The organism is Glycomyces buryatensis, assembly GCF_004912275.1.
GTDB classification, from domain to species: Bacteria; Actinomycetota; Actinomycetes; order Mycobacteriales; family Micromonosporaceae; genus Glycomyces; species Glycomyces buryatensis.
The window spans coordinates 88,141-112,127 of sequence record NZ_STGY01000076.1 but is presented as its reverse complement, the minus strand read 5'-3'; the positions used below and the strand labels follow the sequence as shown (position 1 = coordinate 112,127).

Annotated in this window: 18 protein-coding genes and 1 pseudogene; 8 read left to right on the top strand and 11 right to left on the bottom strand. The window is 67.8% G+C overall.

Annotated elements, in window-relative coordinates:
• The 4 genes from FAB82_RS23720 to FAB82_RS23705 form a co-directional block, all read right to left on the bottom strand.
• Positions 1-356: PfkB family carbohydrate kinase (locus FAB82_RS23720; RefSeq protein WP_342799485.1), on the bottom strand; the 356-nt coding region annotated here is incomplete at its 3' end.
• A 117-nt stretch (positions 357-473) separates the two neighbouring features.
• Positions 474-1,469 (bottom strand): sugar ABC transporter substrate-binding protein, encoded by a 996-nt coding sequence (locus FAB82_RS23715; RefSeq protein WP_246039793.1) that lies wholly within the window; start codon positions 1,467-1,469, stop codon positions 474-476.
• Between the two features lie 61 nt (positions 1,470-1,530).
• The gene (locus tag FAB82_RS23710) at positions 1,531-2,529 is read right to left on the bottom strand and encodes a sugar phosphate isomerase/epimerase family protein (protein ID WP_136537034.1); all 999 of its coding nucleotides are present in this window, start codon (positions 2,527-2,529) and stop codon (positions 1,531-1,533) included.
• Positions 2,526-3,704 (bottom strand): Gfo/Idh/MocA family protein, encoded by a 1,179-nt coding sequence (locus FAB82_RS23705; protein WP_136537033.1) that lies wholly within the window; start codon positions 3,702-3,704, stop codon positions 2,526-2,528. The genes FAB82_RS23710 and FAB82_RS23705 overlap by 4 nt, the downstream gene beginning before the upstream one ends.
• A gap of 287 nt (positions 3,705-3,991) precedes the next feature.
• Here FAB82_RS23705 and FAB82_RS23700 point away from each other — a divergent pair, with 287 nt between their 5' ends.
• Both FAB82_RS23700 and FAB82_RS23695 read left to right on the top strand, forming a co-directional pair.
• Positions 3,992-5,047, top strand: a complete 1,056-nt coding sequence (locus tag FAB82_RS23700) for a LacI family DNA-binding transcriptional regulator (protein WP_211116819.1) — start codon at positions 3,992-3,994, stop codon at positions 5,045-5,047.
• Between the two features lie 739 nt (positions 5,048-5,786).
• On the top strand, positions 5,787-6,614 hold the full coding sequence (locus FAB82_RS23695) for a sugar nucleotide-binding protein (RefSeq protein WP_136537032.1): 828 nt from the start codon (positions 5,787-5,789) through the stop codon (positions 6,612-6,614).
• Between the two features lie 14 nt (positions 6,615-6,628).
• Here FAB82_RS23695 and FAB82_RS23690 read toward each other — a convergent pair whose 3' ends face one another.
• From FAB82_RS23690 to FAB82_RS23665, 7 genes are all read right to left on the bottom strand, one after another.
• Positions 6,629-7,729 (bottom strand): Gfo/Idh/MocA family protein, encoded by a 1,101-nt coding sequence (locus FAB82_RS23690; protein ID WP_211116818.1) that lies wholly within the window; start codon positions 7,727-7,729, stop codon positions 6,629-6,631.
• Positions 7,726-8,460 carry a sugar phosphate isomerase/epimerase family protein gene (locus FAB82_RS27650; RefSeq protein ID WP_211116817.1) on the bottom strand — a complete coding sequence of 245 codons (735 nt, stop codon included), beginning with the start codon at positions 8,458-8,460 and terminating at the stop codon, positions 7,726-7,728. Before FAB82_RS27650 ends, FAB82_RS23690 begins: the two co-directional genes overlap by 4 nt.
• A 271-nt stretch (positions 8,461-8,731) precedes the next feature.
• Positions 8,732-11,083 carry a sialidase family protein gene (locus FAB82_RS23685; RefSeq protein ID WP_136537030.1) on the bottom strand — a complete coding sequence of 784 codons (2,352 nt, stop codon included), beginning with the start codon at positions 11,081-11,083 and terminating at the stop codon, positions 8,732-8,734.
• 116 nt (positions 11,084-11,199) lie between these two features.
• The gene (locus FAB82_RS23680; protein WP_136537029.1) at positions 11,200-11,502 is read right to left on the bottom strand and encodes a hypothetical protein; all 303 of its coding nucleotides are present in this window, start codon (positions 11,500-11,502) and stop codon (positions 11,200-11,202) included.
• 414 nt (positions 11,503-11,916) lie between these two features.
• Positions 11,917-13,986: a glycoside hydrolase family 36 protein gene (locus FAB82_RS23675; RefSeq protein WP_136537028.1), complete on the bottom strand. Its 2,070-nt coding sequence runs from the start codon at positions 13,984-13,986 to the stop codon at positions 11,917-11,919.
• Positions 13,987-14,106: 120 nt separating this feature from the next.
• A complete protein-coding gene (locus tag FAB82_RS23670; RefSeq protein ID WP_136537027.1) occupies positions 14,107-15,564 on the bottom strand; it encodes a DUF5605 domain-containing protein in 1,458 nt (485 codons plus the stop codon).
• A 197-nt stretch (positions 15,565-15,761) separates the two neighbouring features.
• The gene (locus tag FAB82_RS23665) at positions 15,762-17,531 is read right to left on the bottom strand and encodes a cellulase family glycosylhydrolase (RefSeq protein WP_211116816.1); all 1,770 of its coding nucleotides are present in this window, start codon (positions 17,529-17,531) and stop codon (positions 15,762-15,764) included.
• Between the two features lie 352 nt (positions 17,532-17,883).
• On the opposite strand from FAB82_RS23665, the gene FAB82_RS23660 reads away from it, so the two are divergent.
• From FAB82_RS23660 to FAB82_RS23640, 6 genes and pseudogenes are all read left to right on the top strand, one after another.
• On the top strand, positions 17,884-18,990 hold the full coding sequence (locus tag FAB82_RS23660) for a glycoside hydrolase family 62 protein (RefSeq protein WP_211116815.1): 1,107 nt from the start codon (positions 17,884-17,886) through the stop codon (positions 18,988-18,990).
• Positions 18,991-19,040: 50 nt separating this feature from the next.
• On the top strand, positions 19,041-19,655 hold the full coding sequence (locus FAB82_RS23655; RefSeq protein ID WP_136537026.1) for an RICIN domain-containing protein: 615 nt from the start codon (positions 19,041-19,043) through the stop codon (positions 19,653-19,655).
• 218 nt (positions 19,656-19,873) lie between these two features.
• Complete coding sequence (locus FAB82_RS23650; RefSeq protein WP_211116814.1) at positions 19,874-21,496, top strand: glycoside hydrolase family 43 protein; 1,623 nt, start codon at positions 19,874-19,876, stop codon at positions 21,494-21,496.
• Between the two features lie 256 nt (positions 21,497-21,752).
• Positions 21,753-23,117, top strand: a pseudogene (locus tag FAB82_RS23645) (glycoside hydrolase family 43 protein); the annotation flags it as partial.
• Entirely contained in the window at positions 23,091-23,522 is a 432-nt protein-coding gene (locus FAB82_RS28955) for an RICIN domain-containing protein (protein WP_425461599.1), read from the top strand. The pseudogene FAB82_RS23645 and the gene FAB82_RS28955, both read left to right, overlap by 27 nt.
• A gap of 229 nt (positions 23,523-23,751) precedes the next feature.
• Positions 23,752-23,943 (top strand): hypothetical protein, encoded by a 192-nt coding sequence (locus FAB82_RS23640; protein WP_136537023.1) that lies wholly within the window; start codon positions 23,752-23,754, stop codon positions 23,941-23,943.
• Positions 23,944-23,987: the final 44 nt, after the last annotated feature.

The window sequence follows — 23,987 nt, the reverse complement described above, 5'->3', positions numbered from 1 at the left end:
GCGTCCAGGTCCAGTTCATCGGGCCGGATGTCCAGGTCCGGTGCCTTGGGCTCGCGGTAGAAGTAGATCGGGAAGTCGTCCGGCGGGAAGATCTCGCAGAACGTGACCGGAGTCGGAAGCCCGCGGACCTCGGACACGAAGCGGTCGTCCACCCGATAGTCCTGCAGGGCTAGGTGAATGAAACGGCCGAACGGGTCCATCCCGGTACGGGTGATGACCGCGCTGGAGCGCCCATAGCGGGCCGCCGCGACCGCGACATTGGTGGGGCTGCCGCCCAGGTACTTCCCGAACGACGTCACCTCGTCCAGGCCCACGCCGACCTGGTTCGGGTAGATGTCCACGCCGACCCGGCCCATGGTGAGAACCTCGAACGGATCTGATGCCTTTGGCGACACCGGTTGGCTCCTTCTTGGCTAGTGGATCGAGTGGTGCTCCTCCGTGCACGGAACGACGCGGAGGAGCACCGGTCTCGGTTATCGGGTGCCGCGTTCGGCGTACTCGGCGACCGCGTCGACGTTGGTGGTATCCACGAAGGTCGGCCCGGTCAGGACCGCTTCACCGCCACCCAGGACATTGCCGTTGGTGGCGTATAGGACCAGTCCGTTGACCGAGTGGAAGCCCTGTAGGTAGGGCTGCTGGTCGATGGCCCAGAGGAGGCTGCCGTCCTGGATCGCGCCGACCGCTTCGCCGTTGAGGTCGAAGGTGGCGACCTTCGCCTCGGATCCGGCGGCCTCGGCCGACTGGATGGCGGTCATCGCGATCGGCGCGCCGAGCGTCATGACGTGCGTGATCGCGGGGTCCTCACGCAGCTTCGCCTCGATGGTGGACTGGACCGAGGTCATGTCCTCGCCGTCCACGTAGAGCTTCTCCGTCTCGCCCCCGAAGCCTTCGATGACACCGTCGCAGCGGGCTTCAAGCTGGACCTGGCCCTGGGACTGGAGAACGCACAGGACCTTGCCCGCGTCTTCGGCGGCGAGCCGCTCCCCCGCGGCCACGCCCGAGACGGTCTCGTTCTGGCCGAAGAACATGAGCGCGCCCGAGTCCTGCCAGTTGTCGACGCCCGCGTTGAACTCGACGACCGGGATGCCGGCGTCGACCGCCTCCTGGATCGCCGGGTTGAGCGCGTCCGGGTTCGGATTGGAGATAGCGATGCCGTCCACACCGCGGTCGACGGCGTTCTGGACGAGCGTCGCCTGCTCGCTGAGCTCAATGCTGTTGGAGTACTCGAAGTCGACGCCGTAGTTGTCGGCGGCGTCCTCGGCGCCCTTGCGGATGATGTCCCAGAACGTGTCCCCCGAGGGGGCGTGGGTGATCATCGCGATCGTCAAGTCGACGTCGTCGGTGGCCGACTGCTCGTCGGCTTCGCGCCCGCCCTCGCTGGAGCAGGCCGCTGCACCTAGGGCGATCGCCGCGGCCAAGGCCGCGAGTCTCCACTTGAAGGCCATATTTTTGAAGGGAAGCAACTTCATCGGTGATCCTTCTTCCTTGCTTCGTCAGCTTGCTGAATGGGCAGTGATTCCGTTGCGGAATCTAGATTCCGGCCGCGGTGTAGGCGGCCTTCAGGTTTTCGGCGGCGAGGCGCAGGCCCTCGACGCGGTCGAAGTGCTGGTCCTCGTGCTCGATGTTCACGGCCATGTCCGGGTCGACCCGGTGGAGCGCCTGCAGGAAGCGCGTCCAGTAGGCGTTGTCGTGCCCCTGGCCAAGCGCGACGAACTCCCAGGTGGGGTTCGCGGGCCAACGCGTGACGGTGTATCGGCCGCCGACCGGGAGGGGGTCATCCTCCAGCGGGATGCGGGTGAACCGCTCGTCGAGGACGCCGTTGATCTTGACGCTGTCCTCGTAGATCTTGATGTCCTTGGCGGCGGCGTGGAAGATCCACTCGCCGAGGTGGTCCACCACGGCGACCGGGTCCATGCCCTGCCAGAACAGGTGGCTCGGGTCCATCTCCACGCCGACGTGGGTGGAGTCGATGGCCTCGGCGAGCCGCAGGAAGGTGGCCGGGTTGAAGACCGTGTTGTGTGGGTGCAGCTCGATGGCGATCTTCACGTCGGCGTCCGCGGCGCGCGCCTGGATGTCCTTCCAGAACGGGACGAGGACCTCCCACTGGTACTCGATTGATTCGAGCAGGGTGGTGTTCCAGGGGTTGACCACCCAGTTCACGCGCTCACCGCTCGCTTCGCCCGCCGGAAGGCCCGACATGGTGACGATCCGCTTGACGCCCAGGCGACTTGCGACCTCGATGGAGCGGCGCAGGTCTTCGGCTTGCACGGTCCCGACCGCGGGGTCGGGGTGCAGCGGGTTGCCGTTGCAGTTGAGCCCGGTAAGGGCGATACCGGCCTTGTCGTACAGGCCGAGGTAGTCGTCGCGGGCCGAATCCGAGGCGAGGATGCTCTCGATCGGAACGTGAGGGGCGGGCAGGAACCCTCCAGTGTTCACCTCCGCGCTGGTGAGACCCAGCTCGGCGAGCAGATCGAGGGCCTGCTCCAGGGGGCGGTCGTGCAGGCAGGCGGTGTAGGCGCCGAGTTTCATACGAGTACTGCCTTTCCGTTGGCGTTGGCGGCCTCGACGACGGCATCGAGGACCTTGAGGTTGTGGAGCCCGTGTGCGAAGGACGGGCAGGGCGGGAGCCGGTCGAAGCCGGCGATCTGGTCGAGGAAGGCGCGGGCCTGGAAGACGAAGCCCTCGTTCTGGCCGTAACCGACGCTGGGGAAGTCCATGGCCATGCCGCCCTTGAGGTACGGGTGGGAGGGCCCGGCGAGGACCTGCCGGTAGCCGATCGAGTTGGCCGGGGAGGACTGGTCGGCGACGTCGAACTGGGCGGGGCGATCGAGTTCGAACGCGGCCGAACCGTTCTGGCTGAAGACGCGGAGGCCCAGGGCGTTCGCCGAGCCGAAAGCGATGCGGGAGACCTGGATCGTGCCGGTGGCGCCGCCCGCGAAGGTGAGGTTGAAGGTGGCGATGTCCTCGTTCTCGACCGTCTCGCGCTCGTCGGAGAGCTCGACGCCGCCCGCGTGGCCGACGGCCATCCCGAGCGGGACCGGACGGGTGGTGTTCACGGTGGAGAACACGGTGCCGCGCACGTTTTCGACGGGGCCGCAAAGGAACTCGCCGAGGTCGATGACGTGGCTGCCGGTGTCGGCGAGGATGCCCGAACCGGGCCCGCCCTTGTAGCGCCAGCTCATCGGCGCGTTCGGATTGAAGCCGTAATCGCACCAGTAGTGGCCCTCGAAGTGGCGCACGGGCCCGAGTTCGCCGTTCTCGATGCGGTCGCGGATGGCGTTGATCGCGGGGTTGCGGCGGAAGGTGAATCCGAGGGCCGCCACGAGGCCGGTGCCTTCGGCGGCGCGGACCATGGCCTCGGCGTCGGGGACGCTGGGGGCCATCGGCTTCTCGCAGAGGACGTGCTTACCCGCCGCGAGCGCGGCCTCGGCGATCTCGCGGTGGAGCGAGTTGGCGACGACGATACTGACGGCGTCCACGTCGGGGGCGTCGACGACGGCCCGCCAGTCGGTCTCAGATCGCTCGTACCCGTAGCGCTTGGCGGCGTCGACCGCGAAGGGCTCGTGCTTGTCGGCGACGGCGACCATTCGGACCTCGGGCAGATCGGTCTCGTACAGCGTCGAGGCCGTCCGGTAACCGGCGGCGTGCGCCCGGCCCGCCATGCCGGCGCCGATGACCGCGACGCCGATCGAAGGCTTCCCCATCGAAACTCCTCGTTTTGTAAGGCGACTTTTGCCGCTGTGACCTGCAATTCCAGTCTGTCTGTGACAACCGACACTAGACCGGTCTAGAGATAAACCTAGACCGGTCTAGTCATTTGCGTCAAGGCTTGACCCTAGACCGGTCTATACTTTTAAGCAACAGTTCGGTAACGGCATCGAAAACCAGGGCCGCTTCGGACGCACCGCGGACGATCGGCACTACAAGGGATGCGGCAAGCTGTGAAGCGGTCGGTCGGCCCGACTGGGCCGCCAAAAAGTGGAGGGACGATGTGAACGAGAAGCACCACGAGCAGGACCCGCAGCGTCCAGGCGGACGCCCCACGATGCGCGACGTCGCGGAGCGGGCCGGCGTGTCCAAGGCCCTGGTCTCCCTCGTGTTTCGGGGCGCTCCGGGCGCGAGCCCGGAGAACCGGGCCAAGGTTCTGGAGGCCGCCACCGCGATCGGCTACCGGCACAACCGCACGGCGAGCCTGCTCGCCCGGCGGCGCAACCACCTGTTGGGCGTCTCGATGATCCTGCGCAGCAGCTTCCACGCCGAGCTGGTCGACGAGATCCAGGCCGCCGCCGACGAGCGCGGCTACGAGCTGGCGCTCAGCCCACGTTCGCGCACCCACGACGAGGAACGGTCCATCGAGACCCTGTTGGAACTGCGCTGCGAGGGACTCATCCTCCTCGGTCCCGAGGTCATCGACGCCAGGCTGGACGAGTTGGGCAGCCAACTACCGCTGGTCGCCATCGGGCGCCGTCTCAAGTCCGACCGCATCGACCTCGTGCGCACCGCCGACGACAAGGGCATCGAGCAGATCGTCGACCACCTGGTCGAGCTCGGGCACCGGCGCATCGTCCACGTCGACGGGGGCCGAAACAACATCTCCGCCGACCGCCGGCGTGGCTACCGCAACGGCATGCGCCGCAACGGACTAAGCGAGTACGCGCACGTGATCTCGGGCGACTTCACCGAGGAGTCCGGCAGGCTTGCCGTCGCGGCGCTGGTCGAGTTCGAGGAGCTGCCGACGGCCGTCATCGCGGCCAATGACCGGTCGGCCACCGGGCTTCTCGACGGCCTCAACCGGGCCGGGATCGACGTACCCGGCCAGGTCTCCGTCACCGGATATGACAACAGCCTCCTGTCGCAAATGGCCTACATCAACCTGACCACGGTCAGCCAGACCATCCCCCAGCAGGCCGAGCACGCGGTGGCCGCCATCATCGAACGCCTCGAGGGCACTTGCACGGTTCCCCGCGACGTCGTCCTGACTCCCAAGCTGGTCGTCCGAGGCACAACCGGCCGAGCTCCCTCGACTTCGACATCGGCCCGCAGATAAGCGACAAGCCGAGTTGGCGCAGGCGATCAGCGCGAGTTTTAGACCGTGAGTCGCTCGGCCTCCACAGAGAGGTCGGCCCAGGTCCCCAGGTCTTGAGCAGCTCGGCGTAGACGTGGGGAACGAGTTTCTGAGGGAATGTCCGAAGAAGACCCGCAGCGGCGGGTGCTCGGCGTCGACGATCTTGAGCAAGGCCGGGCCGGGTCGCCGAACAAGTCCGCGGCGAGCGCCTGACGGTGGCCGTCATAAGCGGCGATGGATGGGCTCAAGCGCTACTGCAAACAGCTTCACACGGGGAGCTTTGAAGACACGAAAGAGGGCCGCGACTCACGTCACGGCCCCTCTCTTGGTGCCCCATGTTCAAAGGTGGCACCTACTGTCGTCAGTATAGGTAAATATAGGAATATATCTTAGTTTTGGCCCGTCGATTCATCGACGGGCCAAAACTCTTTCGGCGGAGGCGGCATTGAAGGTGCCCCGCGCCCTGCCCTACGCGGGGTGGCTGGCTCTGGTCGAGACAGCAGTTGATCTGGCCCCCGTACGCCGCTTCAAGGGGGGAGGACGGCTGACTACCGCTTCGGGCAAGCTTCGCCTCGAACGCTCCAGGGTGGTGGAGGGGCGTCGCAGGCAGCCTGACGCAAACCGCCCGGACCGCATAGAACGGTGTCAAACGGCTTCGCGACACGGCCGCGTCGATCACTCATGCGACTATCGTAGATAGGTCGAAGAGGAGGGGCGGGCGATGGAGAACTTCAATGCCTCCGTACTCCTATTCGGCTGCGGGAAGGTCGGTATCCGACTCGGCGAAGCGCTCATCGAGGCGGGGCATCGGGTCTTCGCGGTGCGACGCGACATCGAGGTCCTCCCTCGGTCCTTCACGGGCATCGCGCTCGACTACCGCCGGCCCTTCACCGCCGAGCTCCCATCGGTCGACTCGATGGTCGTCACCCTGACACCGGGCGCGTCCGAGCGCGAATCGCCAGACCTCGTGGACCCGCTGCGCCGACTCGCGGCGGCCCTGCCCGCTCGGCCGCGGCGCGTGATCTTGGTGTCCTCGACCCGCGTGTTCGACGGTGACCTGGGACTCCGGACGCTCACGGAGGACGACACTCCCAGCCCGGCGAGTCCGCGCACACAAGCCCTCCTCGACAGCGAGTCCGAGGCCCGCCGCCTGTTCGACGCGGTCGTCATTCGCCCGGCGGGGATCTACGGGCCAGGCCGAGAACATCTGATCCGCCAGGTTGTGCGCGGTATCCCGATAGACCGGCAACGGCGTACCAACCGCATCCACGAGACCGACCTGGTGCGCGCGCTGCGCGAACTGCTGCGCGCACCGAACCCGCCGCCGACATTGCATGCGGTCGACAACCACCCGGCCACACGCGGCGAGGTCGCCGATCACATCGCGCGGCGACTGCAGATCCCGGCACCGCCGGCGCTGCCCACCGGATCGAGCGGACACATCATCTCGGGCGAGCGGCTCGCATCGCTCCTTGGAACGCTGCGATACCCCGACTACCGCTCAGGCTACGACGACATCATTGCGGCTCGAGGCCCCAGGAGCTGGTGAGCGAGCGTTAGCGGTCAGAGCGTGCGGGCCGCCGGGTCCCATTGGTGCGGAAGTGCATCGGGCTGGGTCGCAGTGCTCTGTGGTGTGACGGCGCTCCCGGATGCCGCGGCCTCCGTGATCGCGACCATGACGTCGAGCACGTGGAAGGCGACGACGGCGGAGGCCCGCTCGTCCGCTCCCGATCGGATGGCGCGGGCCAGGTCGAGCACGCCGGCGCCTCTGCCGTATTCAGCTCCGACCGCATCGATCACGTCCGGCTCGCCGCCGTCCCGCCACAGCTGTGAGGGGCCGCCGAAGCCGTTCGGGTCGGGGAGCGCGAGCGTGCCCGAGGCTCCGGTGACCTCGACGAGGCCGGCCCGCGTCAGGTGCGACTCGAAACTGAACACGGCCACCGCGCTCGCGCCGCTGGTGAACTCCAGCAGCGCGCTGTGCGCGGTCGGCACGTTCACCGGGAACTCCGTTCCGGCGCGCGGGCCCGAACCGATGACGCGCGTGGCGCGCGACCGCGACGAGGTCGCGCTGACGCGGCGCACCGGACCGAAGATGTGGACGAGGGCGGTCAGGTAGTACGGTCCGATGTCGAACAGCGGGCCGCCGCCGGTGTCGAAGAGGAACTCCGGGCTCGGGTGCCATGACTCGGGGCCGGGGGACTGCATGATCGCCAGGGCGGTGAGGGGTTCCCCGATCCGGCCGTCCTTGATGGCTCGCAGGCCGGTCTGGATGCCGGAGCCGAGAACGGTGTCCGGCGCGCATGCGACTCTGAGGCCGCGTCGCTTCGCCTCGTCCAGCAGCAGCCGGCTGCTCTCGCGGTCCATCGCGACGGGCTTCTCGCTCCACACGTGCTTGCCGGCGCGCAGGATCTCGAGGCCGACCTCCACGTGCACGGCGGGGATCGTCAGGTTCACCACGATCTCGATGTCCTCGCGTGCGAGGAGTTCGGCCACCGTTCCCGATGCTGGGACGGCGAACGCGTCCGCCTGCGCCTTGGCCCGGTCCGTGTCGAGGTCGGCCACGAATCGCACGGAGAGGTCCGGGAACGTCGTGAGGTTGCGCAGGTACTCGCCGCTGATGACTCCCGCGCCGATGACGCCGACGCCTACCGGCCCGGTGCTCACGACGCCTGCCCGGAGACGAACCGCAGGCTCTGCGCGAGCCCGTCGAAGATGTCGCCGGCGTAGTCGTCGAATTCGATGACCCGCACGGCCCGGGGTGCGGCGGCCAGGATCTCCTTGATCGGCATGGCGCCCGATCCCGCGGGCTGCTGCGCGGACGCATCGGTGCTGCGGGGTCCGTCCTTGACGTGGAGCAGCCGCACGCGGTCGCCGAGGCGGGCCAGGACCGCGGGCGCGCTCGCGCCGCCGACCTCGGCCCAGTACGTGTCGATTTCGAGCACCACCGCGGGGTCGAGCCGTTCCGCGAACACGTCGTAGGCGTTGCGTCCGTTGATTTCGGACTCGAACTCCCAGGTGTGGTTGTGGTATCCGACCTCGATGCCGAGCGGCCCGGCCTGGGCGGCGATCTGCCCCAGTCGTTCCGCGATGGCGGACACGCCGTCCGCGGTCTCCCATCCGTGGCGGATCATCGGTTCGATGAGCGTCCGCATGCCGAGGGCGGCCGCGGCGTCGAGTGCGCGCTCGGCATCGCCCTCGGCGAGCGCGGCGTGGCCCGAGAGCGCGGTGAGGCCCGCGTTCGCGAGCGCGGTGCGGTACTCGTCCACTCGGTCGACGAAGTCGAAGAGTTCGACGTTCGCGAAGCCGAGTCCCGCCAAGCGGTCGAGTGTTCTCGGCAGGTCGGCGGCGAGCGCGTCTCGCACGCTATAGAGCTGCACCGAAAGTGCGGCGGTCATGTCGGTCTCCTTCTGGTCGGGCGGATCGATCACGGTCGGAGTCGGATCGTAATAGGACGATCCGCTGGAGCCTCGCTACGAGCTCGCGGTTTCGGTGCGGCTCGGCCCAGGCGGGGACCGCGTACGGTCCCCAGTGGATGACGAAGTCGAGGCTCGCCTCCCTCACCCGGTCGCGAAGGCTCTCGTGTGCGTTCCGGTGATGATCGTGATTCCTTTCGCGGTGTCACTTCGGTGATGGCCGCCCCGCGTCGCGCGGAAAGGCTTCCTTCGGTCAGTCGGCGATGTCGCCGTAGATGATGCCGCGGCCGTTGGTGGTGAGGTAGACGCGGCCGTAGATGAGCGGGTCGCCGGTGATGGCGGACCCCGCATAGGCCCACTGGTGGTCGTCGTCGTTGATGCGGGTCCAACGGGTGCCGCCGTCGATCGAACGGTAGATGCCGGCCTTGCCCCCGGCCAGCGCCGACGTGTAGATCGCCGGGTATCCGGAGCTCTTGGAGGCCTTGCCGAAGCCGACCGATTCCGCCGTTTCGAACTTGGTGATCTGCTTCCAGGTGGTGCCGCCGTCTTTGGAGCGCCACATACCGCCCTCGACGCCCTCCTTCTCGTCCCCGCGCCCGGCGAGCCAGACGTGGTTCTTTCGCCCGGGGACGGCGCGGAAGTCGTCGACCCCCGCGGAGGGCAGGCCGGTCGCGCCCGTGTCGGTGAACGTCGCGCCCCCGTCGGTGCTCCGGTAGAACGTGCCGCCCGAGAACGAGTACAGGACCGACGCCTTGACGCGGTCGGACCGGATCTTCGCTCCCGCCGGGAGCCCTTCGACCGGGTTCCACGTCTCGCCCAGGTCGTCGCTGTACACCGGAGTGACCTCGGTTTCGCTCGGCGACCAGAAGATCCTGGACCCGTCGGCGCTGACCGCGACGGTGCCGCCGTGGCCGTCGCCGGGGACGCCTTCGACGCGAGCGGCGTTGCGCCAGGTCTTGCCCCGGTCGGTGGAGACGCCGACGTGGCCTTTCTCGTTGCCGTGCACCCTGCCGGTACCGACGACGACGTCCGGGTCGGACTGGGCGAAGTCCACACTGGTGCCCGTGGACCAGCCGGTGTCGATCATCGGCTCGGCCCGGTCGAGGTCGGTGTGGACGAAGCCGCCGACATCGCCGACGGCCGAGACGAGCGTCCCGCCGAGCGCCGCGAGGTCGAGCACCGCGCACTCCTCCAAGCCTTCGACGCGGACCCCCACGGTGAATTTCTCGACCGGCAGGGCGATCCGCCGGCCGGCCTCGTCCTCGCCGATCAGGTCGCCCTGCGAGTCCCACCGCGTCACTTCCTCGGTGCCCCAGATGGTCGCGCCGGTGCCCCACATGATCCGGTCGGAGTCGTGCGGGTCGATCGTGAGGGCGTCGATCATCCACCCGTGCTTGACCGCGTATGCCTGGCCCTGGTCCTCGCCGTTCCACGACAGCCACGGGGAGCCCGAGCTGTCCATGTCGAACCGGTCGGTGCGGTCCTCGCCTTCGGCGTAGTCCCAGCTGAGCTGCCAGGTCTGGCCGGAGTCGGTGGAGCGGTAGATGATTTCGTCGGGCCACCAGTTATTGCGCGTGGCCGTCATGAGCGTGCCGGGGTTCTGGCGGTCGACGGTGATGCCGCCGAAGCCGGGGATCACGCCGCGAGGGTTGTAGGACGGGGTGACGTCGGTCCATTCGCCGGTCTGGGTGGCGAGTCGCATGATCTTGCCGCCGTTGCCCGAAGCGGCCGGACCATTGCCGGGACCCGGGTCGTGGCTGGTGGCGACGTACAGGTGTCCGTTGGTGTCGTTCACTGCGGACTGTTGGGGGATGGTGCGGTTCCCGTCGACTTCGCCGAGTGCTTCGGCGGCGCCGGGGACGGCCTGCCAGGTCGCCCCGCCGTCTTCCGAGACGTAGAGCGGGTCGGCCGGGTCGGCGACGCCCACATAGATCTTGCCGCCGATCTGGTCGAAGTCGATCCAGATCACGCCCTGGTTGTCGGCGAGGATGATGTCGTCGGGGTCGATGACGAAGTTCCCAGGGTTGGGGAAGTTCTCCACCGCGGCCCAGGTGCGACCGTAGTCCTTCGAGCGCCATAGACCGTTCCCGTTGGGGGTGCCGAGGTACAGCTCGGCGTTGTCGGCGGGGTTGACGACCAGCCGCTCGCCCATGCCGCGGCCGGGCATGTTGCCGCCCTGCTTGAACGGGAGTTCGGCGACGCCCCAGGTCTCGCCCCTGTCGTCGGAGTAGAGGACCGCGCCGTTGTTGGGGTCCCAGTCGAGGGTGTAGGTGCCGACGGCGGCGTAGACGCGGTCGGTCTCGACCGGGTCGGTGGCCATGGAGACCACGCCCGCATAGCCCCACTTGTCGCGGCCGACCCAGTCCAGGAGCGGCTTCCAGGTCCGGGAGTCCTCCTGCCACCGGTAGCAGCCGCCGATGTCGGTGCGGGCGTAGATCAGGTTCGGCGCGGTCTCGTTGAACACGATGCCGGAAACGAAGCCGCCGCCGTTGATGACGGCGTTCTTCCAGGTGTAGACGTCGATCTGCTTCGAATCGGAGTTCTCTCCGGCCCAGGCGGAGAGGGTCCCGGCCGCTATCGCGGCGGTCGCCGCGGCGGCGCCCACGGAGGCGGTTGCGGTGAACGTGCGTCGTCGGATGATGTTCTCCTTTGCGTTGGTTACTCGAGGTTGTGGAACTTCGCACAGGTGCGGTCTGGCGCGGGTTCCCCAGACCGGCACGCTCAACTCGTACGCACCGCTGCCCGACGGCAGGTCGGTGATGGCCGGGGCCGGAGTCGGATAGGACGTGAACGCGGACGGGTGTTCGGGGGCTCGCCGACCAGGTCGGGCTCCACCGGCAGCGGCCAGTCCTCGTGGGTGGGCAGGAAGTCGAACCCCTCGGTCGCCTGTGTGGAGCCCGAGCCGGACTGGATGTTGCCGCAGGCCGCGATAACCGGCAGTCCTGCGGCTCCGGCGGAGCCGAGACCGGCGATCTTGAACAGTGAACGGCGTTTGAAGGGCGGGCTCGAGGAGGGAACGGGCATGGGAGGGGTCCTTTCCAGGATGCCGCCGGAAGGGTTGAAGTAGCGGAGGATCACTAAATTTGGATATGCCTACAAACGAACAGTATGTCGAGAGCCCTTCCTCGCACAAGGCTTATCCGTGAAAAAGATCAGATGAAAAACCGCAAACCTTCCCGACTCTCAGCGTCCACCACTGGAATTATCGTAGGCTTTTGGCGTCTTCCGCGCCCTTAGTGTCCTGCTGGAATCGGCTCGTTGGGGTGGATAGAGATCCGATGAATATCCCAAGCAGCGGATATCACTAATATCCTGGTGACGATCCCGGTCGACCGTCTGGTCACGCCCGAGTCGGTGGACCGGACCGCCGCAGCGACCCTGCCGCTGGCCGAAATGACCGCGCAGCAGGCTCCCGGCGGCCCGGCATTGGACCCTGGATCACCGCTGCACCATGAAGATCCTGGCGGCGGGCCCCGCCGGCAGCTCGACGACCGGCGTCTCGCCGTCAGTGCGGATCGTCCACTCCGGCAAGGCGACCGGGTAGGCCTGTTTCAAGTCCCGCCCGCGCAGTCCTGGCAGCGCGACCTCCGCAGCCTCACCGCGCGACCACAGCGCCAGCAGCGACTCGGATCCGGTGTCGAGCTGCAGGGCGATCACGTCGTCCTCCCAGCCGGGGAGGCCCAACGGCCACACCGGATGCGACTCGGCGATACGGTGACGCCAGTCCTTATGCAGCGCAATGGCCTCGCGCACCAGCGCGGACTGCTCCGCGCTCAACTCGTTGAGGAATCCGGAGAGGTACAACCGACCCATGACGCCCGCCGTCATCGCGAACGCCGTCTCCTCCAAACTCATCGCGGCGGCCGGATACGCCCAGTTCCCCGCCTGCTCAGGCAGCACGCTCGCGGGCGCGGCCGCCGCGATCGGCGCGTAGTTCCGGAAGTCCTGCTGGTCTGAGGTCGACTGCAGATGCGCCACCGAAAGGATGTTGTAGTCCATGCGCAGCGCACCCGAACCGCAGTTCTCGAACAGCACTCCCGGATGCCGGGCCTGCACGCCGAGCAGCCAGTCGCGGAAGGCTCGGGTGTGATCGAGCAGTCCGGCCCCTGGCGCATCGGCGTCCACTTCAGTCCCGGCGCCGATGTTCCTGTTGTAGTCGAGCTTGACGAACTCGAGCCCGAACCCGTCCACCAGCCGGTCCACCGTCTCGTCCAAGTGCGCGCGCGCCGCAGGGTGCCGCAGATCGAGCTGGAAGTTCCCCGCCACGATCACCCGCTCGCCGAACCGCCGGAAGAATGCCTCCTCCGGCAGTCGATCCGCCATCGCCGACGCGACCCCGACCGCCTCCGGCTCCAACCACAACCCGGGCCGCATGCCGTTGGCGCGGATGGCGTCGATGACCGACGACAAGCCGCCGGTGAACCGCTCGGGAGCCTCGAGCCACTCGCCCGCGCTGACCCACCAGGCGCTGCCGGGCACGGCGTACCACCCGGCGTCGATGCAGAAGTACTCCGCGCCCGCCTCGGCCGCCGACTCGATGAGCGGCAGTAGCTTCTCCGTCGACGGCTCGCCCATGAGGGTGTTCATGTAGTCGTTGTAGACCACCGGAAGCCGAGCGTCGACCGGGCGCGTCTCACGGATCGCGCGCCGGTAACCGGTGAGCGCCGCGAAGGCCGCGTCCCGGCCGCCATCGGCGACGCAGAGTCCTGCCGGCACCGAGGTGAACTCCTCGCCCGGCGCCAGCCGCGCGGCGAACTGGTGGTGCTTGTCGGTCGCGCCGTGCACGCCCACCGTCACGGTGCTCCCGGTCTGTGCCACCTCCCAGTGCCAGCTCGCGCTGGTCTCGACCTGCCACGCGATCGAAGGGACGGTCTCGGCCGCGAGAACCCCGGTCGGCAGGAACGAACCGGTCGACCAGCTCCCGTGGCTCGTCAGCGAGAAGAGCCCGCGCGGGTGTTGGCCGCCGTGCATCGCCGGGGCGATGTCGGGCAGCAGCTCGCTCAATGGGCGCTGCCGCCAGCGCCCCTCTGCCCGCCATTCGCTCTCGCCCCAGAGGAGGTCGTGCGCGCCGTCGGCGGGCACGGCCACGAGCGCCGAGCTCACCGAGAGCAGCACGAGACTCCGGTCGGCCACGTTGCGCACGGTGTGACGGATCTGGAGGCCCGGTCCTGCGACGCGGAAGATGCTGAGCACCTCGATGCCGAACTCCGGTGCGCGCTGGCGGATCCGCAGCTCGGTCTCGTCCGATTCGTGGCCCGCGTAGCGGAGCCGCTGCCCGGCACTGGAGTAGAGGAGGCCCTGGTCGTTGCCGGCGCAGTGCGCGCCGCCGGCGGTGATGACGTCGACGATCGCCAAGGGCGCGGCCGCTGACGGCGCCTCCGGTCCGGTCGCGAGGCGCACGAGCCGCACGGGCCGGTCGTCGCGGTGGTCGAACTTCAGGTGGAGCCCGGGGCGGGACCACTCGAAGGCCGGATCCTCGTCACGATGCAACGGGGCTTGCGATGTCATTTATTACTCCGCTCTCGATTGGAATACGTCTATGCATCAACGGTGCCGGCGCTCGCGAACGCCCTGCGGCCGTTGATTGGTGAGGAATGCATTGGGGGGGTTCCTTGCCCTGGTCACTCATCATTTCTCGGCGAGGATGCGAATGGCCATGTGTTCGCGGCCGGGGAGGGGGACGCGGATGGTGCCCTCGGCGTGGTCGGCGACGCGTTCGACGGTCATGTTCCAGGTGTCGATCACGTCGACCGTCCAGTGCTTGCCTTCGGGAAGTGCGAGTTCGCGGAAGCGGGGGCGGCTGAACCCGAAGTAGGTGACCTCGTATTCGCCGGCGACCCCGCCGACTCGTGCGTCCCAGTTGGAGGGGAGCGGGTCGAGGGCCCCGGTCGGGGATGCGGCGATGACCTCGCGCAGGAAGCCCATGCGGGCCGGGCTGGTGCCGACGAGTTCGCCGCCTTTCGACCACCAGAGTTCCTCGGCGTCGTTGAGGTAGGTCTCGCCGTGCGCGACGTAGCCGCCCCGTACCGCGCCCTCCCAGCAGCGCCGGGTCAACTCCTCTCCGGAGATGTTCCCCCAGCCCTGGTCGATGTCGCCTTCGTAGGCGCACTCGTCGATCACGACTGGCTTGCCCCAGCGCTCGCGCCATTCGTCGGTGAACTCGGCGGTCCGGTAGATGTCCTGGCGCTGGACGCTGGCGTGGGTGATCCAGGGCTTGGCGTAGTCGTAGAACGGGCCGCAGTTGTGGATCGAGTTGAGGTGCCCGTGCGGGTCCTCTTCGGACACTATGGCGGCCAGTCGCTCCCAGTCGTCCTCGGTCTTGGCCTTGAACAGGTCGTACTCGTTGGCCATGGACCACCACACGTTCGCGTAGGCCGCGAGGCGCCGGACCGTGTAGCGGATCAGCCGGTCGTCGGCTTCGGCGCCGAGGTCGGCGAATCCCCACCGGTCGTAGGAGTGGAGGAGGATGACGTCCGCTTCGATCCCCATGTCCTGCAATGCGGCCACTTCCTGCTCGAAGCGGCGGAAGAACGCCGGGTCGAACCGGGTCGTGTCCCAGCCTTCCTCGGTGGAGCCGGGGAAGGGGTAGAGCTCGGGCTCGTCGTGGTTGTACTGGTACCACTTGGGCAGCAGGCACATCCGCACCTTGTTGAACGGCCCCGCGGCCAAGGTCCGGCGGGTCTGGTCCCGCAGGCGCTCCACCTGGTGAGTCCACGCGTAGGCGGTGGTGCCGACCGGGAGGTAGCGGGTGCCGTCGCTGTGCGCGAAGTGGAAGCCTTCGGCCCGGACCGGACCATGAGCGCCCGGTGCCGGTGCGGTGCAGGTGAACTCGCCAGACACGCCGTCGAGCGCGGGGGCGTTCGAGGCCGTCGTGAAGGTCCACTGTCCCTCGGCGTCGGGCATGAAGCGGACCCGGTACGCCCCGTCCCCGTCGTAGAAACCCCCGACGCGCAACTCCCGCTCACCGTCGTCGAAGACCGCTGCCAGGTCGACGTCAGTGAACGGGTTGCCGTCGGCAGGGCCGTGGAGTTCGACTTCGTACACGCCCCAGCGGGCGCAGCTCTCAGGTGTAGCAGGCTGGTTCATCGGGTCCTCGCACGCTGTAGAGCTGTACCGAAAGTGCGGCGGTCATATGGGTCTCCCTCTGGTCGGGCGGGATCGTTCACGGTCGGAGTCGGGCGGGTTCGGCGGTCGTCGGTTCGGTGGTCAGTGCCCGAGTGCCGCGTCGGAAGCGTTGAAGCGGCGTGGGCACCTGGGTGCCCACGCCGCCTTGCAGTTGCCGCCTAGGCGGAGGTTCCGGTCACGGTCGTGCCGGACTTGGTGATCGTGTAGTCGATCGTGCCGCCGCCCCAGAAGTGGAAGGTGAGGGTGACGGGCTCGTCGTCCCTGACCTCGTTGAAGAAGTCAGGGGTGAGGCTGATCGTGCCCGCATCGTAGTCGGGCCGGTAGGTCCACCAGAACTCCTTGAAGGCGGTCCACGCGTGGGGCCCGGCGTTGGTGCCGTCGGCGTACTTGGCCTCCATCGTGGCGACCTGGTCGCCGTTGAACTCGGTCGGGATCGCGAAGCACGAGGAGTTGCAGGCCCACCACTGGGACCAAGGTGCGCCGTCCATGGTCCCGGACGCGTCCGAGAGCTGCGCCTTGTCGTAGGTGATGATGTGGATCGCCCAAGGCAGGCCGTCCGAGAAGCGGGCTTCGATGGTCGCGTTGGTGCCATAGGCGCGGTCGCCCGCGAGACGGGTGAGCGCGGCGGCGGTCAGGGTGAGCGTGTCACCGGAGACGGTGTAGTCAGCGCCCTCGGTAAGTGCGGTGTCCCCCTGCCACAGGCCCTCGAAGTCAAGGCCGTTGCGGTTGAGGGTGAGCGACTCGTCCGCGATGGTCCCGGCCTTCTCGAGGTAGATCGAGTCGAACGAGGCGGTGCCCGAAAGCGTCGTAAAACCTGAGTCCATGTACGCCTTCAGGAGCGGGTCGCGCCATTCCAGGGTGTGGCGGTTGAGGTACGAGCCGGCGTCCCACAGCATCAAGGTCAGCTGCTCTTCGACGGCCTGGTGCGCGGTGGCCTGGAAGAACTTCAGCAATTCGCCGTACTGCGGCGAGTTGGGCACGGTGCCGCGGGTGTAGTCGTAGCCGAGAACACCCCACTCCCCGACGATGACCGGCACGCCGTTGTCGACGAAGGTGTCATTGGTGCGCTGGAAGGTGTTCTCGAGGTCCTGCTGGGTCGCCTCGTCGTAGGTGGTGACCCCGGCGACGTTGACGCCGAAGGGATAGAACCCGTAGAAGTGGACGGTCGCGGCGATCATGTCGTCGTCGAGCTCGTCGATGGTGGCCTTGAGCGCGTCCAGGTGCGGCTGCTCGGAGTTGGTGACCCACGTCGGCAGCACCAGGAGCCGGTCCGAGTTCTTCCCGCCGGTGGCGCGGACAGCCTCGTAGAAGGCGACGTTGAGCTCGGCGGTGTGGGCGTCCTTGTTGGCCTCGTCAGTGGGGAACTGCGGTTCGTTGATGCTCTCGAACGACAGCTCGGACGGGTGGTCCTTGAACCGCTCGGCGATCTGGGTCCACATCGAGGTGAACTTCGCCAACACGTTCTCGCGGTCGTCCGGCAGCGCCTTGGTCCACATCTGGTCGTGCTGGTTGACCATCACTTGGAGGTCGTTCGCGATCGCCCAGTCGACGACCTGCTCGACGCGGTCGAGCCAGGCCGGGTCAATCGTGTAGTCCGGTGCCGGGCCGGTGTGCTCGTCCCAGGACACCGGGAGGCGGATCGAGTTGTAGCCGTTGGCCTTGATGGTCTGGAGGAGTTCCTCGGTGATCAGCGGGTTGCCCCAGGCGGTCTCACCGCCCAGCGCGTCCAGGGTGTTGCCGACGTTCCAGCCCGGCTGCATGGCCGCGACCTGCTCCATCGCGGTGACCGCATGGTCCGGCGGGGCGGTCGGCTTTTCCGCATGGGCGCTGACGACTCCGAGCAGGCCCGCGGTCAAGGCGGTGACTGCGGCGACGGCGATCGCGCCGAGGCGCATTCGTCTCCTATTGGCAGTGGTTGAGCTCTTCACGACTCTCCTTGAGAGAAGGCGTCTTCCGTGAGGGAGCGGCGCTCGCCGCTGGAGGCCTTGTCCGTCAACAGGCTAAGTTTAACGACCCAACTTTGTCAAGGCCTCGATCCGAGCGCTCGGGACGCGACCGCCTTCGCGACGTGCCTGTCGGCGGTGGCCGGATGCGGGGGCTCATCGCCATCCTCTAACGCCAGGTGTACCAACAAACTTCAGCCGAACCATTGACTAGATATCGAGCCATCCCTATGGTTCTAATCATCCAATGTTTCCGAAGATCTCTCGGGCGTTTCGGCACAAGCCTTGACTTGTGAACGATAACAGAGGGTCCTGCAAGCTCACGGAAAGGGAATTCATGCAACGAATGCTTCGAAACCGAATGCTGGGAGGGCTGGCCGTGCTCGCGGTGGCCACGACCCTGGCCTCGAGTGCGCTCATCGCCAACGCCCAGACCACGGATGGGGGGACCACCGACGGCAGCGCAGACGAGGTCGGGGCGCAGGGCCTGCCGACCTCCTACCAGTGGGAGTCGACCGGTCCGCTGATCGGCCCCAAGCCGGACGCGACGCACAACGTCGTCTCGGCCAAGGACCCCACCGTGGTCCGCCACAACAACGAGTGGCTCGCCTACTACACGGTGGCGAACACGCCCGAGGGGCACTGGAGCCTGGCCTTCTCCAAATTCTCCGACTGGTCCCAGGCCGCTGACGCGCCCGTGACCTACCTGGACACCAACCCGAACATCGGCTCCCGGTACGCCGCCGCTCCGCAGCTGTTCCACTTCGCGCCGGACGACGAGTGGTACCTGGTCTACCAGACCGGGCCGCCCTCGTACTCCACCAGCAAGAATCCCGCCGATCCGATGAGCTGGTCGGCGCCGAAGAACTTCATCGACGAAACGCCTCCCATCGTCGAAGAGAACAGCGGCGGCTGGCTGGACTTCTGGAACATCTGCGACGACAGCATGTGCTACCTGTTCGGCGCCGACGACGACGGGCGCGTGTATCGCGCCGAGACCACGATCGGCGAGTTCCCCAACGGCTTCCGCAACACCCAGATCGTCCTCCAGGACACCCGCGACCTCCTCTTCGAGGGCGGCGCGGTCTACAAGGTCGACAACACCAACCAGTACCTGCTCATCTGGGAGGCGATGGGCTCGAACGGCCGCTACTACCGCTCGTACCTCGCCGACGGCCTCACCGGGCAGTGGCAGCTCCAGGCCGGCGACCAGAGCGCCCCCTTCGCCGGGATCGCGAACGTGACGTTCCCCGACGGCCAATGGACGGCCGACATCAGCCACGGCGAACTCATCCGGCAAGGCAACGACCAGAAGATGAACATCGACACGGGCAACCTCCAGATGCTCTACCAAGGGCGCGATCCGAGCACCGACGGCATGGAGTACTCCCAGCTGCCGTACCGCCTCGCGCTCCTGACCCTCACGGGCGGCGGCTCGTGCTGACCCCTCGGAACCTCTCCTCCTCGACCACTCAATCCACTAGGGAGTCATCGATGCAAGCGGCACCCGACCTCGCGGTCCTCCACCGCTGGTCCCGCGTCGTCACCGCCTTGGCGGTCGCGGCCGTGCTCGCCACGGCGGGCCTGCTCAGCTTCGGCGCGCAGCGCGCCGAAGCCCAGCCGACCGCCAGCGACTGGTACACCGTCCAGTCGCGCCACTCGGGCCTCGCGCTCGACATCCAGGGCGTCTCGACCGAGCCCGGGGCGATCCTCACCCAGTACACCAATTGGGCGAACCCGAATCAGCAGTTCCGCTTCATCGACGTCGGCAACGGCTACCACAAGATCCAGGTCCGCCACTCCGGGCTCGTGCTCGACGTATGGAACCACAGCACCGCCGACGGCGGCACCGTCGCCCAGTACACCGACACCGGCGACACCAACCAGCAGTGGAAGGTCACCGCGAACGGCGAGGGCTACTACTCGATCGTCAGCCGCTTCTCCGGCAAGGCCCTCGACGTCCGGGACTGGTCGACCACCGCGGGCTCGCCGATCGTGCAGCACACCGTGAGCGGCTACGCGAACCAGCAGTGGCAGCTCACCCCGGTCGGCTCCACGTGCGGCGCCGACACCGTCCTCGCCGACATCCGCCAGGGTTCCAACGCCTGATTCCCCATGGGGCGGCCGATGCTTCCGAGCGATACCGAACCGGCCGCCCCACCCTCTTCCCGGCGACCGAACGCGACCGGGCCCTCCCCGGCGGCATGCCCGCCGCCCGGCAGTCGCATCACCGCCGAGATCCCTTCGCCCGCATCGACATAGGCACCCGGCCGTCGCGCCCGAGGCCCTGTCCGTGCACGGCGCCGACCTCGATTGAGGAGCACACCGTGGAACGTATCCACCACGCCCTTGACCTCACCACCAGCCGCCGCGGCCTGTTCATCGCCGGCGCGGGACTGGCCGCCGGAGCGACGGCGGCCGTCTACGCCCCCTACGCTCTCGGCCAGGCCGAGGCCCAGCAGTCGACCTACGCGAACCCCGTCATCTGGCAGGACTTCGCTGACATCGAGATCATCCGCGTCGGCTCGGACTTCTACATGACCGCGTCCACGATGCACTACTCGCCAGGCGCGCCCGTCCTGCACTCCAGGGACCTCGTCAACTGGGAGTTCATCGGCCACTCCGTTCCCAGGCTCGACTTCTCCGACTGGTACGACCTGAACGGCGGCCACCGCTACATCATCGGCATCTGGGCCTCCACGCTCACCCACCGCCCCAGCGAGAACCGCTTCTACTGGCTCGGCCAGATCGACTTCCACCGCTCGTTCATGTACACCGCCACCGACCCCGCCGGACCCTGGACCCGCCACGCCGAGTTCCCCCGCTCCTACTACGACGCAGGGCTGCTCGTCGACACCGACAACACCATGTACGTCGCCTACGGCAACACCGAGCTCTACGTCGCGCAGCTCTCGGCCGACGGCAAGACCGAGGTCCGCAACGAACACGTCTTTTCCAGCCCGCCGGAAATCGGCGGCATGGAAGGCGCCCGGTTCGACAAGATCAACGGCAGCTACTACATGTTCCTCACCAAGCCCCCGAACGGCCAGTACATCCTCAAGTCCTCGTCGCCCTGGGGCCCTTACGAAGTCCGAGAGGTCCTGCTCGACATGCCCGGACCGATCCCCGGCGGCGGCATCCCCCACCAGGGCGGCCTCGTCTCGACGCCGAACGGCGCCTGGTACTACATGGGCTTCGTGGACGCCTACCCCGGCGGCCGCGTGCCCGCCCTCGCCCCGATCACCTGGACTTCGGACGGCTGGCCGCAGGTGCAGACGGTGAACGGCACCTGGGGACAGACGTACCCGTTCCCGAACCTCCCCCCGCATCCCGTGCCCTCCCTGATCGGGACGGACGAGTTCACCGCCGCGACCTTGGCCGCGAAGTGGGAGTGGAACCACAACCCCGATGACTCGAAGTGGACCACCGGGAACGGCCTCAGGCTCCAGACCGCCACGGTCACGGACGACCTCTACCGGGCCCGCAACACCCTCACCCACCGCATCCAAGGCCCGGCCTCAACGGCCACCATCGAACTCGACCCGGCCCAGATGGCCGACGGCGACCGCGCCGGTCTGGCGGTGCTCCGCAACGACTCGGCCTGGATCGGCCTGCGCCGCGACAACGGCGTCACCCGGATCTCCATGACCGACGGCCACACCATGGACTCGGGCTTCAACACCGTCGGCACGGGCACCGAACGCGCGAGCGCCGAACTGTGCGGTTCCACCGTCTGGCTGCGCGTCACCGCCGACATCCGGCCAGGCGCCGAACGCCAGGCGCATTTCTCCTACAGCGAGGACGGATCGGACTTCATCCCGCTCGGGACCGCGCTCACCCTCGGCACCAGTCCGGCGTTCTTCATGGGCCCCCGGTTCGCGGTCTTCAACCACGCCACCCAAGCCCTCGGCGGAGCCGTCACCGTCAAACGCTTCACCGTCACCACCTAAGAAACCGCGATCCGCTAGGAACTTGAACAAGCCCTGTCCTCGACGTCGCCGCCATTACTTGAGCAACCAGCATTCCGAAAGGTGAGCCTACGACCGTACTGCGATTTGTCGTCACCGCTGGGGGCGATGGGCGCGAAATGCTTTGTTTTGCAAGGAAATAGGGACCTTCATCATGAAAGTCCTTAATAGATAAGGGCGCGCACCCGCGCGACCAGAGAGGTTCCCCATGAGGACACCCACCCCACACCGGAAGCGGATGGCAGCGCTCGCGCTGGCATTCGCCTTCGCGGCGGCCGCACTGAGCCCGGTCGCCGACCCGTCGCCCTCCCCGGCACGGGCCGACAACCCGATCATCCAGACCGTCTACACCGCGGACCCCGCGCCGCTGGTCCACAATGACCGCGTCTACCTCTACACGGGCCACGACGAGGACGGCTCGACCACGTTCGACATGAGGGACTGGCGGGTCTGGTCCTCCGGCGACATGGTCAACTGGACCGACCACGGCTCGCCGCTCAGCCTCGAGACGTTCAGCTGGGCGGGCGCGAACGCCTGGGCGGGCCAGGCAATCGAGCGCGACGGCAAGTTCTACTGGTACGTGCCCGTGAGCGAGCGGGCCACCGGCCAGCTCGCGATCGGCGTGGCCGTCGCCGACAGTCCCACCGGGCCGTTCCGGGACGCCCTTGGGCACCCGCTCGTCGTGAACGGCGAGATCGACCCCTCGGTCTTCATCGACGACGACGGGCAGGCCTATCTCTACTGGGGCAACCCGAACCTCTGGTACGTGAAGCTCAACGCCGACATGATCTCCTACTCGGGCGCCGTGACCCAGGTCCCCCTCACCACTGAGGGCTTCGGCGCCCGCCCCGGAAGCACGGAACGGCCGACCCTCTACGAGGAGGGGCCGTGGGTCTACAAGCGGGGTTCGCTGTACTACAACGTGTTCGCCGCGCAGTGCTGCCAGGAGTTCATCGCCTACTCGACGGCCCCGACCGCGACCGGGCCGTGGACCTACCGGGGGACCGTCATGCCGGCACAGGGCAACGCCTTCACCAACCACGCCGGGGTGATCGACTTCAAGGGGAACTCGTACTTCTTCTACCACAATGGAGCGCTTCCGGGCGGCGGCGGCTTCACCAGGTCCGTGGCGGTAGAGCAGTTCACCTACAACGCCGACGGCACGATCCCCCAGATGAACATGACCACGGCCGGGGCGCCGCAAGTGGGGACCCTGAACCCCTATGTGCGCCAGGAGGCCGAGACGATCGCCTGGGCGAACGGCGTTGAGACCGAGTGGACCGCCGCCGGCGGGATGAACGTGAGCTGGATCGAGAACGGGGACTCGATCAAGGTCAAGGGCGCGGCCTTCGGCACCGGCGCGCGCCAGTTCACCGCCCGGGTCGCCTCGGCGACCAGCGGCGGGAACATCGAGCTGCGGGTCGACGGCCCGAACGGCCCGGTCGTGGGCACCTGCACCGTCTCCGGCACCGGCGGCTGGCAGACCTGGGCGGACGTCTCCTGCCCGGTGAGCGGCGCGACCGGCACCCGCGACCTGTACCTGACGTTCACCGGCGGCAGCGGTTACCTGTTCAACGTGGACTGGTGGCGGTTCGACGCCGCCGCGGGCGGGAGCGGCGGCGACCTGCAGGCGGTGGGGGCCGGCAAGTGCCTCAACGTGCCGAACGCCTCGACCCAGCCCGGCGTCCAGGTGCAGATCCTGGACTGCTCGGACGGCCCCGGGCAGCAGTGGACCCACTCGGCCACTGGTGAACTGTCGGTCTACTCCGGCGACTCCCGGCTCTGCCTGGACGCTTGGGACAACGGCACCGCCAACGGCACGCAGGCGGTCACCTGGAGCTGCCACGGCGGGACCAACCAGCAATGGAACGTCAACGCCGACGGCACCATCACCGGAGTGCAATCGGGCCTGTGCCTGGACGTGTCCGGCGCTTCGACCGCCAATGGCGCCCTGGTCCACCTTTGGACCTGCCACGGCGGGACCAACCAGCGATGGTCCCTCCAATGAGCCATGCCGACGCCCCGTCGGCATAGGTACGTATGAGCGGGTGGCCCGGAGGGACCACCCGCTCATACGTTCTTCATGGTGTCACCGGTTCAGGTGCGCGCCCGTCAGCTCAGGGCCCACTTCTGAGCGGCCGAGCCGTTGCAGCTCGCTATGACCACCCCGGTGCCGGTGCCGCCGTTGACGGTTCCGAGGCACAGCCCCGACTGGCCTCGGATGCGAGGCTCGCCCGATGACTTCCACCGAGAAACACGTCCGCGTCATGAGCGAGCGGCGAGCGCAGCTCAACCTCTGTGCACTCGCCGACCTCCTCGTCACCGCCTCCCAAACCGAGCCTCCGACCGTTGAGGAGTCGGGCCGCGCCCGCCTGTCCGCCTCGAACGCCCCGCCGAGTGACGCCGACGAACTGGCGACCCTTCACTGAGGGGTCAGTTGAGAGCCCCGCACCCATAGGGGTTGGTCGGGACT

Bases quoted from the DNA above. Each gene is read 5' to 3' on its own strand.
- FAB82_RS23715 (WP_246039793.1), bottom strand. From the start codon at position 1,469: ATGAAGTTGCTTCCCTTCAAAAATATGGCCTTCAAGTGGAGACTCGCG.
- FAB82_RS23710 (WP_136537034.1), bottom strand. From the start codon at position 2,529: ATGAAACTCGGCGCCTACACCGCCTGCCTGCACGACCGCCCCCTGGAG.
- FAB82_RS23705 (WP_136537033.1), bottom strand. From the start codon at position 3,704: ATGGGGAAGCCTTCGATCGGCGTCGCGGTCATCGGCGCCGGCATGGCG.
- FAB82_RS23695 (WP_136537032.1), top strand. From the start codon at position 5,787: ATGGAGAACTTCAATGCCTCCGTACTCCTATTCGGCTGCGGGAAGGTC.
- FAB82_RS27650 (WP_211116817.1), bottom strand. From the start codon at position 8,460: ATGACCGCCGCACTTTCGGTGCAGCTCTATAGCGTGCGAGACGCGCTC.
- FAB82_RS23680 (WP_136537029.1), bottom strand. From the start codon at position 11,502: ATGCCCGTTCCCTCCTCGAGCCCGCCCTTCAAACGCCGTTCACTGTTC.
- FAB82_RS23675 (WP_136537028.1), bottom strand. From the start codon at position 13,986: ATGACATCGCAAGCCCCGTTGCATCGTGACGAGGATCCGGCCTTCGAG.
- FAB82_RS23670 (WP_136537027.1), bottom strand. From the start codon at position 15,564: ATGAACCAGCCTGCTACACCTGAGAGCTGCGCCCGCTGGGGCGTGTAC.
- FAB82_RS23660 (WP_211116815.1), top strand. From the start codon at position 17,884: ATGCAACGAATGCTTCGAAACCGAATGCTGGGAGGGCTGGCCGTGCTC.
- FAB82_RS23655 (WP_136537026.1), top strand. From the start codon at position 19,041: ATGCAAGCGGCACCCGACCTCGCGGTCCTCCACCGCTGGTCCCGCGTC.
- FAB82_RS23640 (WP_136537023.1), top strand. From the start codon at position 23,752: ATGACTTCCACCGAGAAACACGTCCGCGTCATGAGCGAGCGGCGAGCG.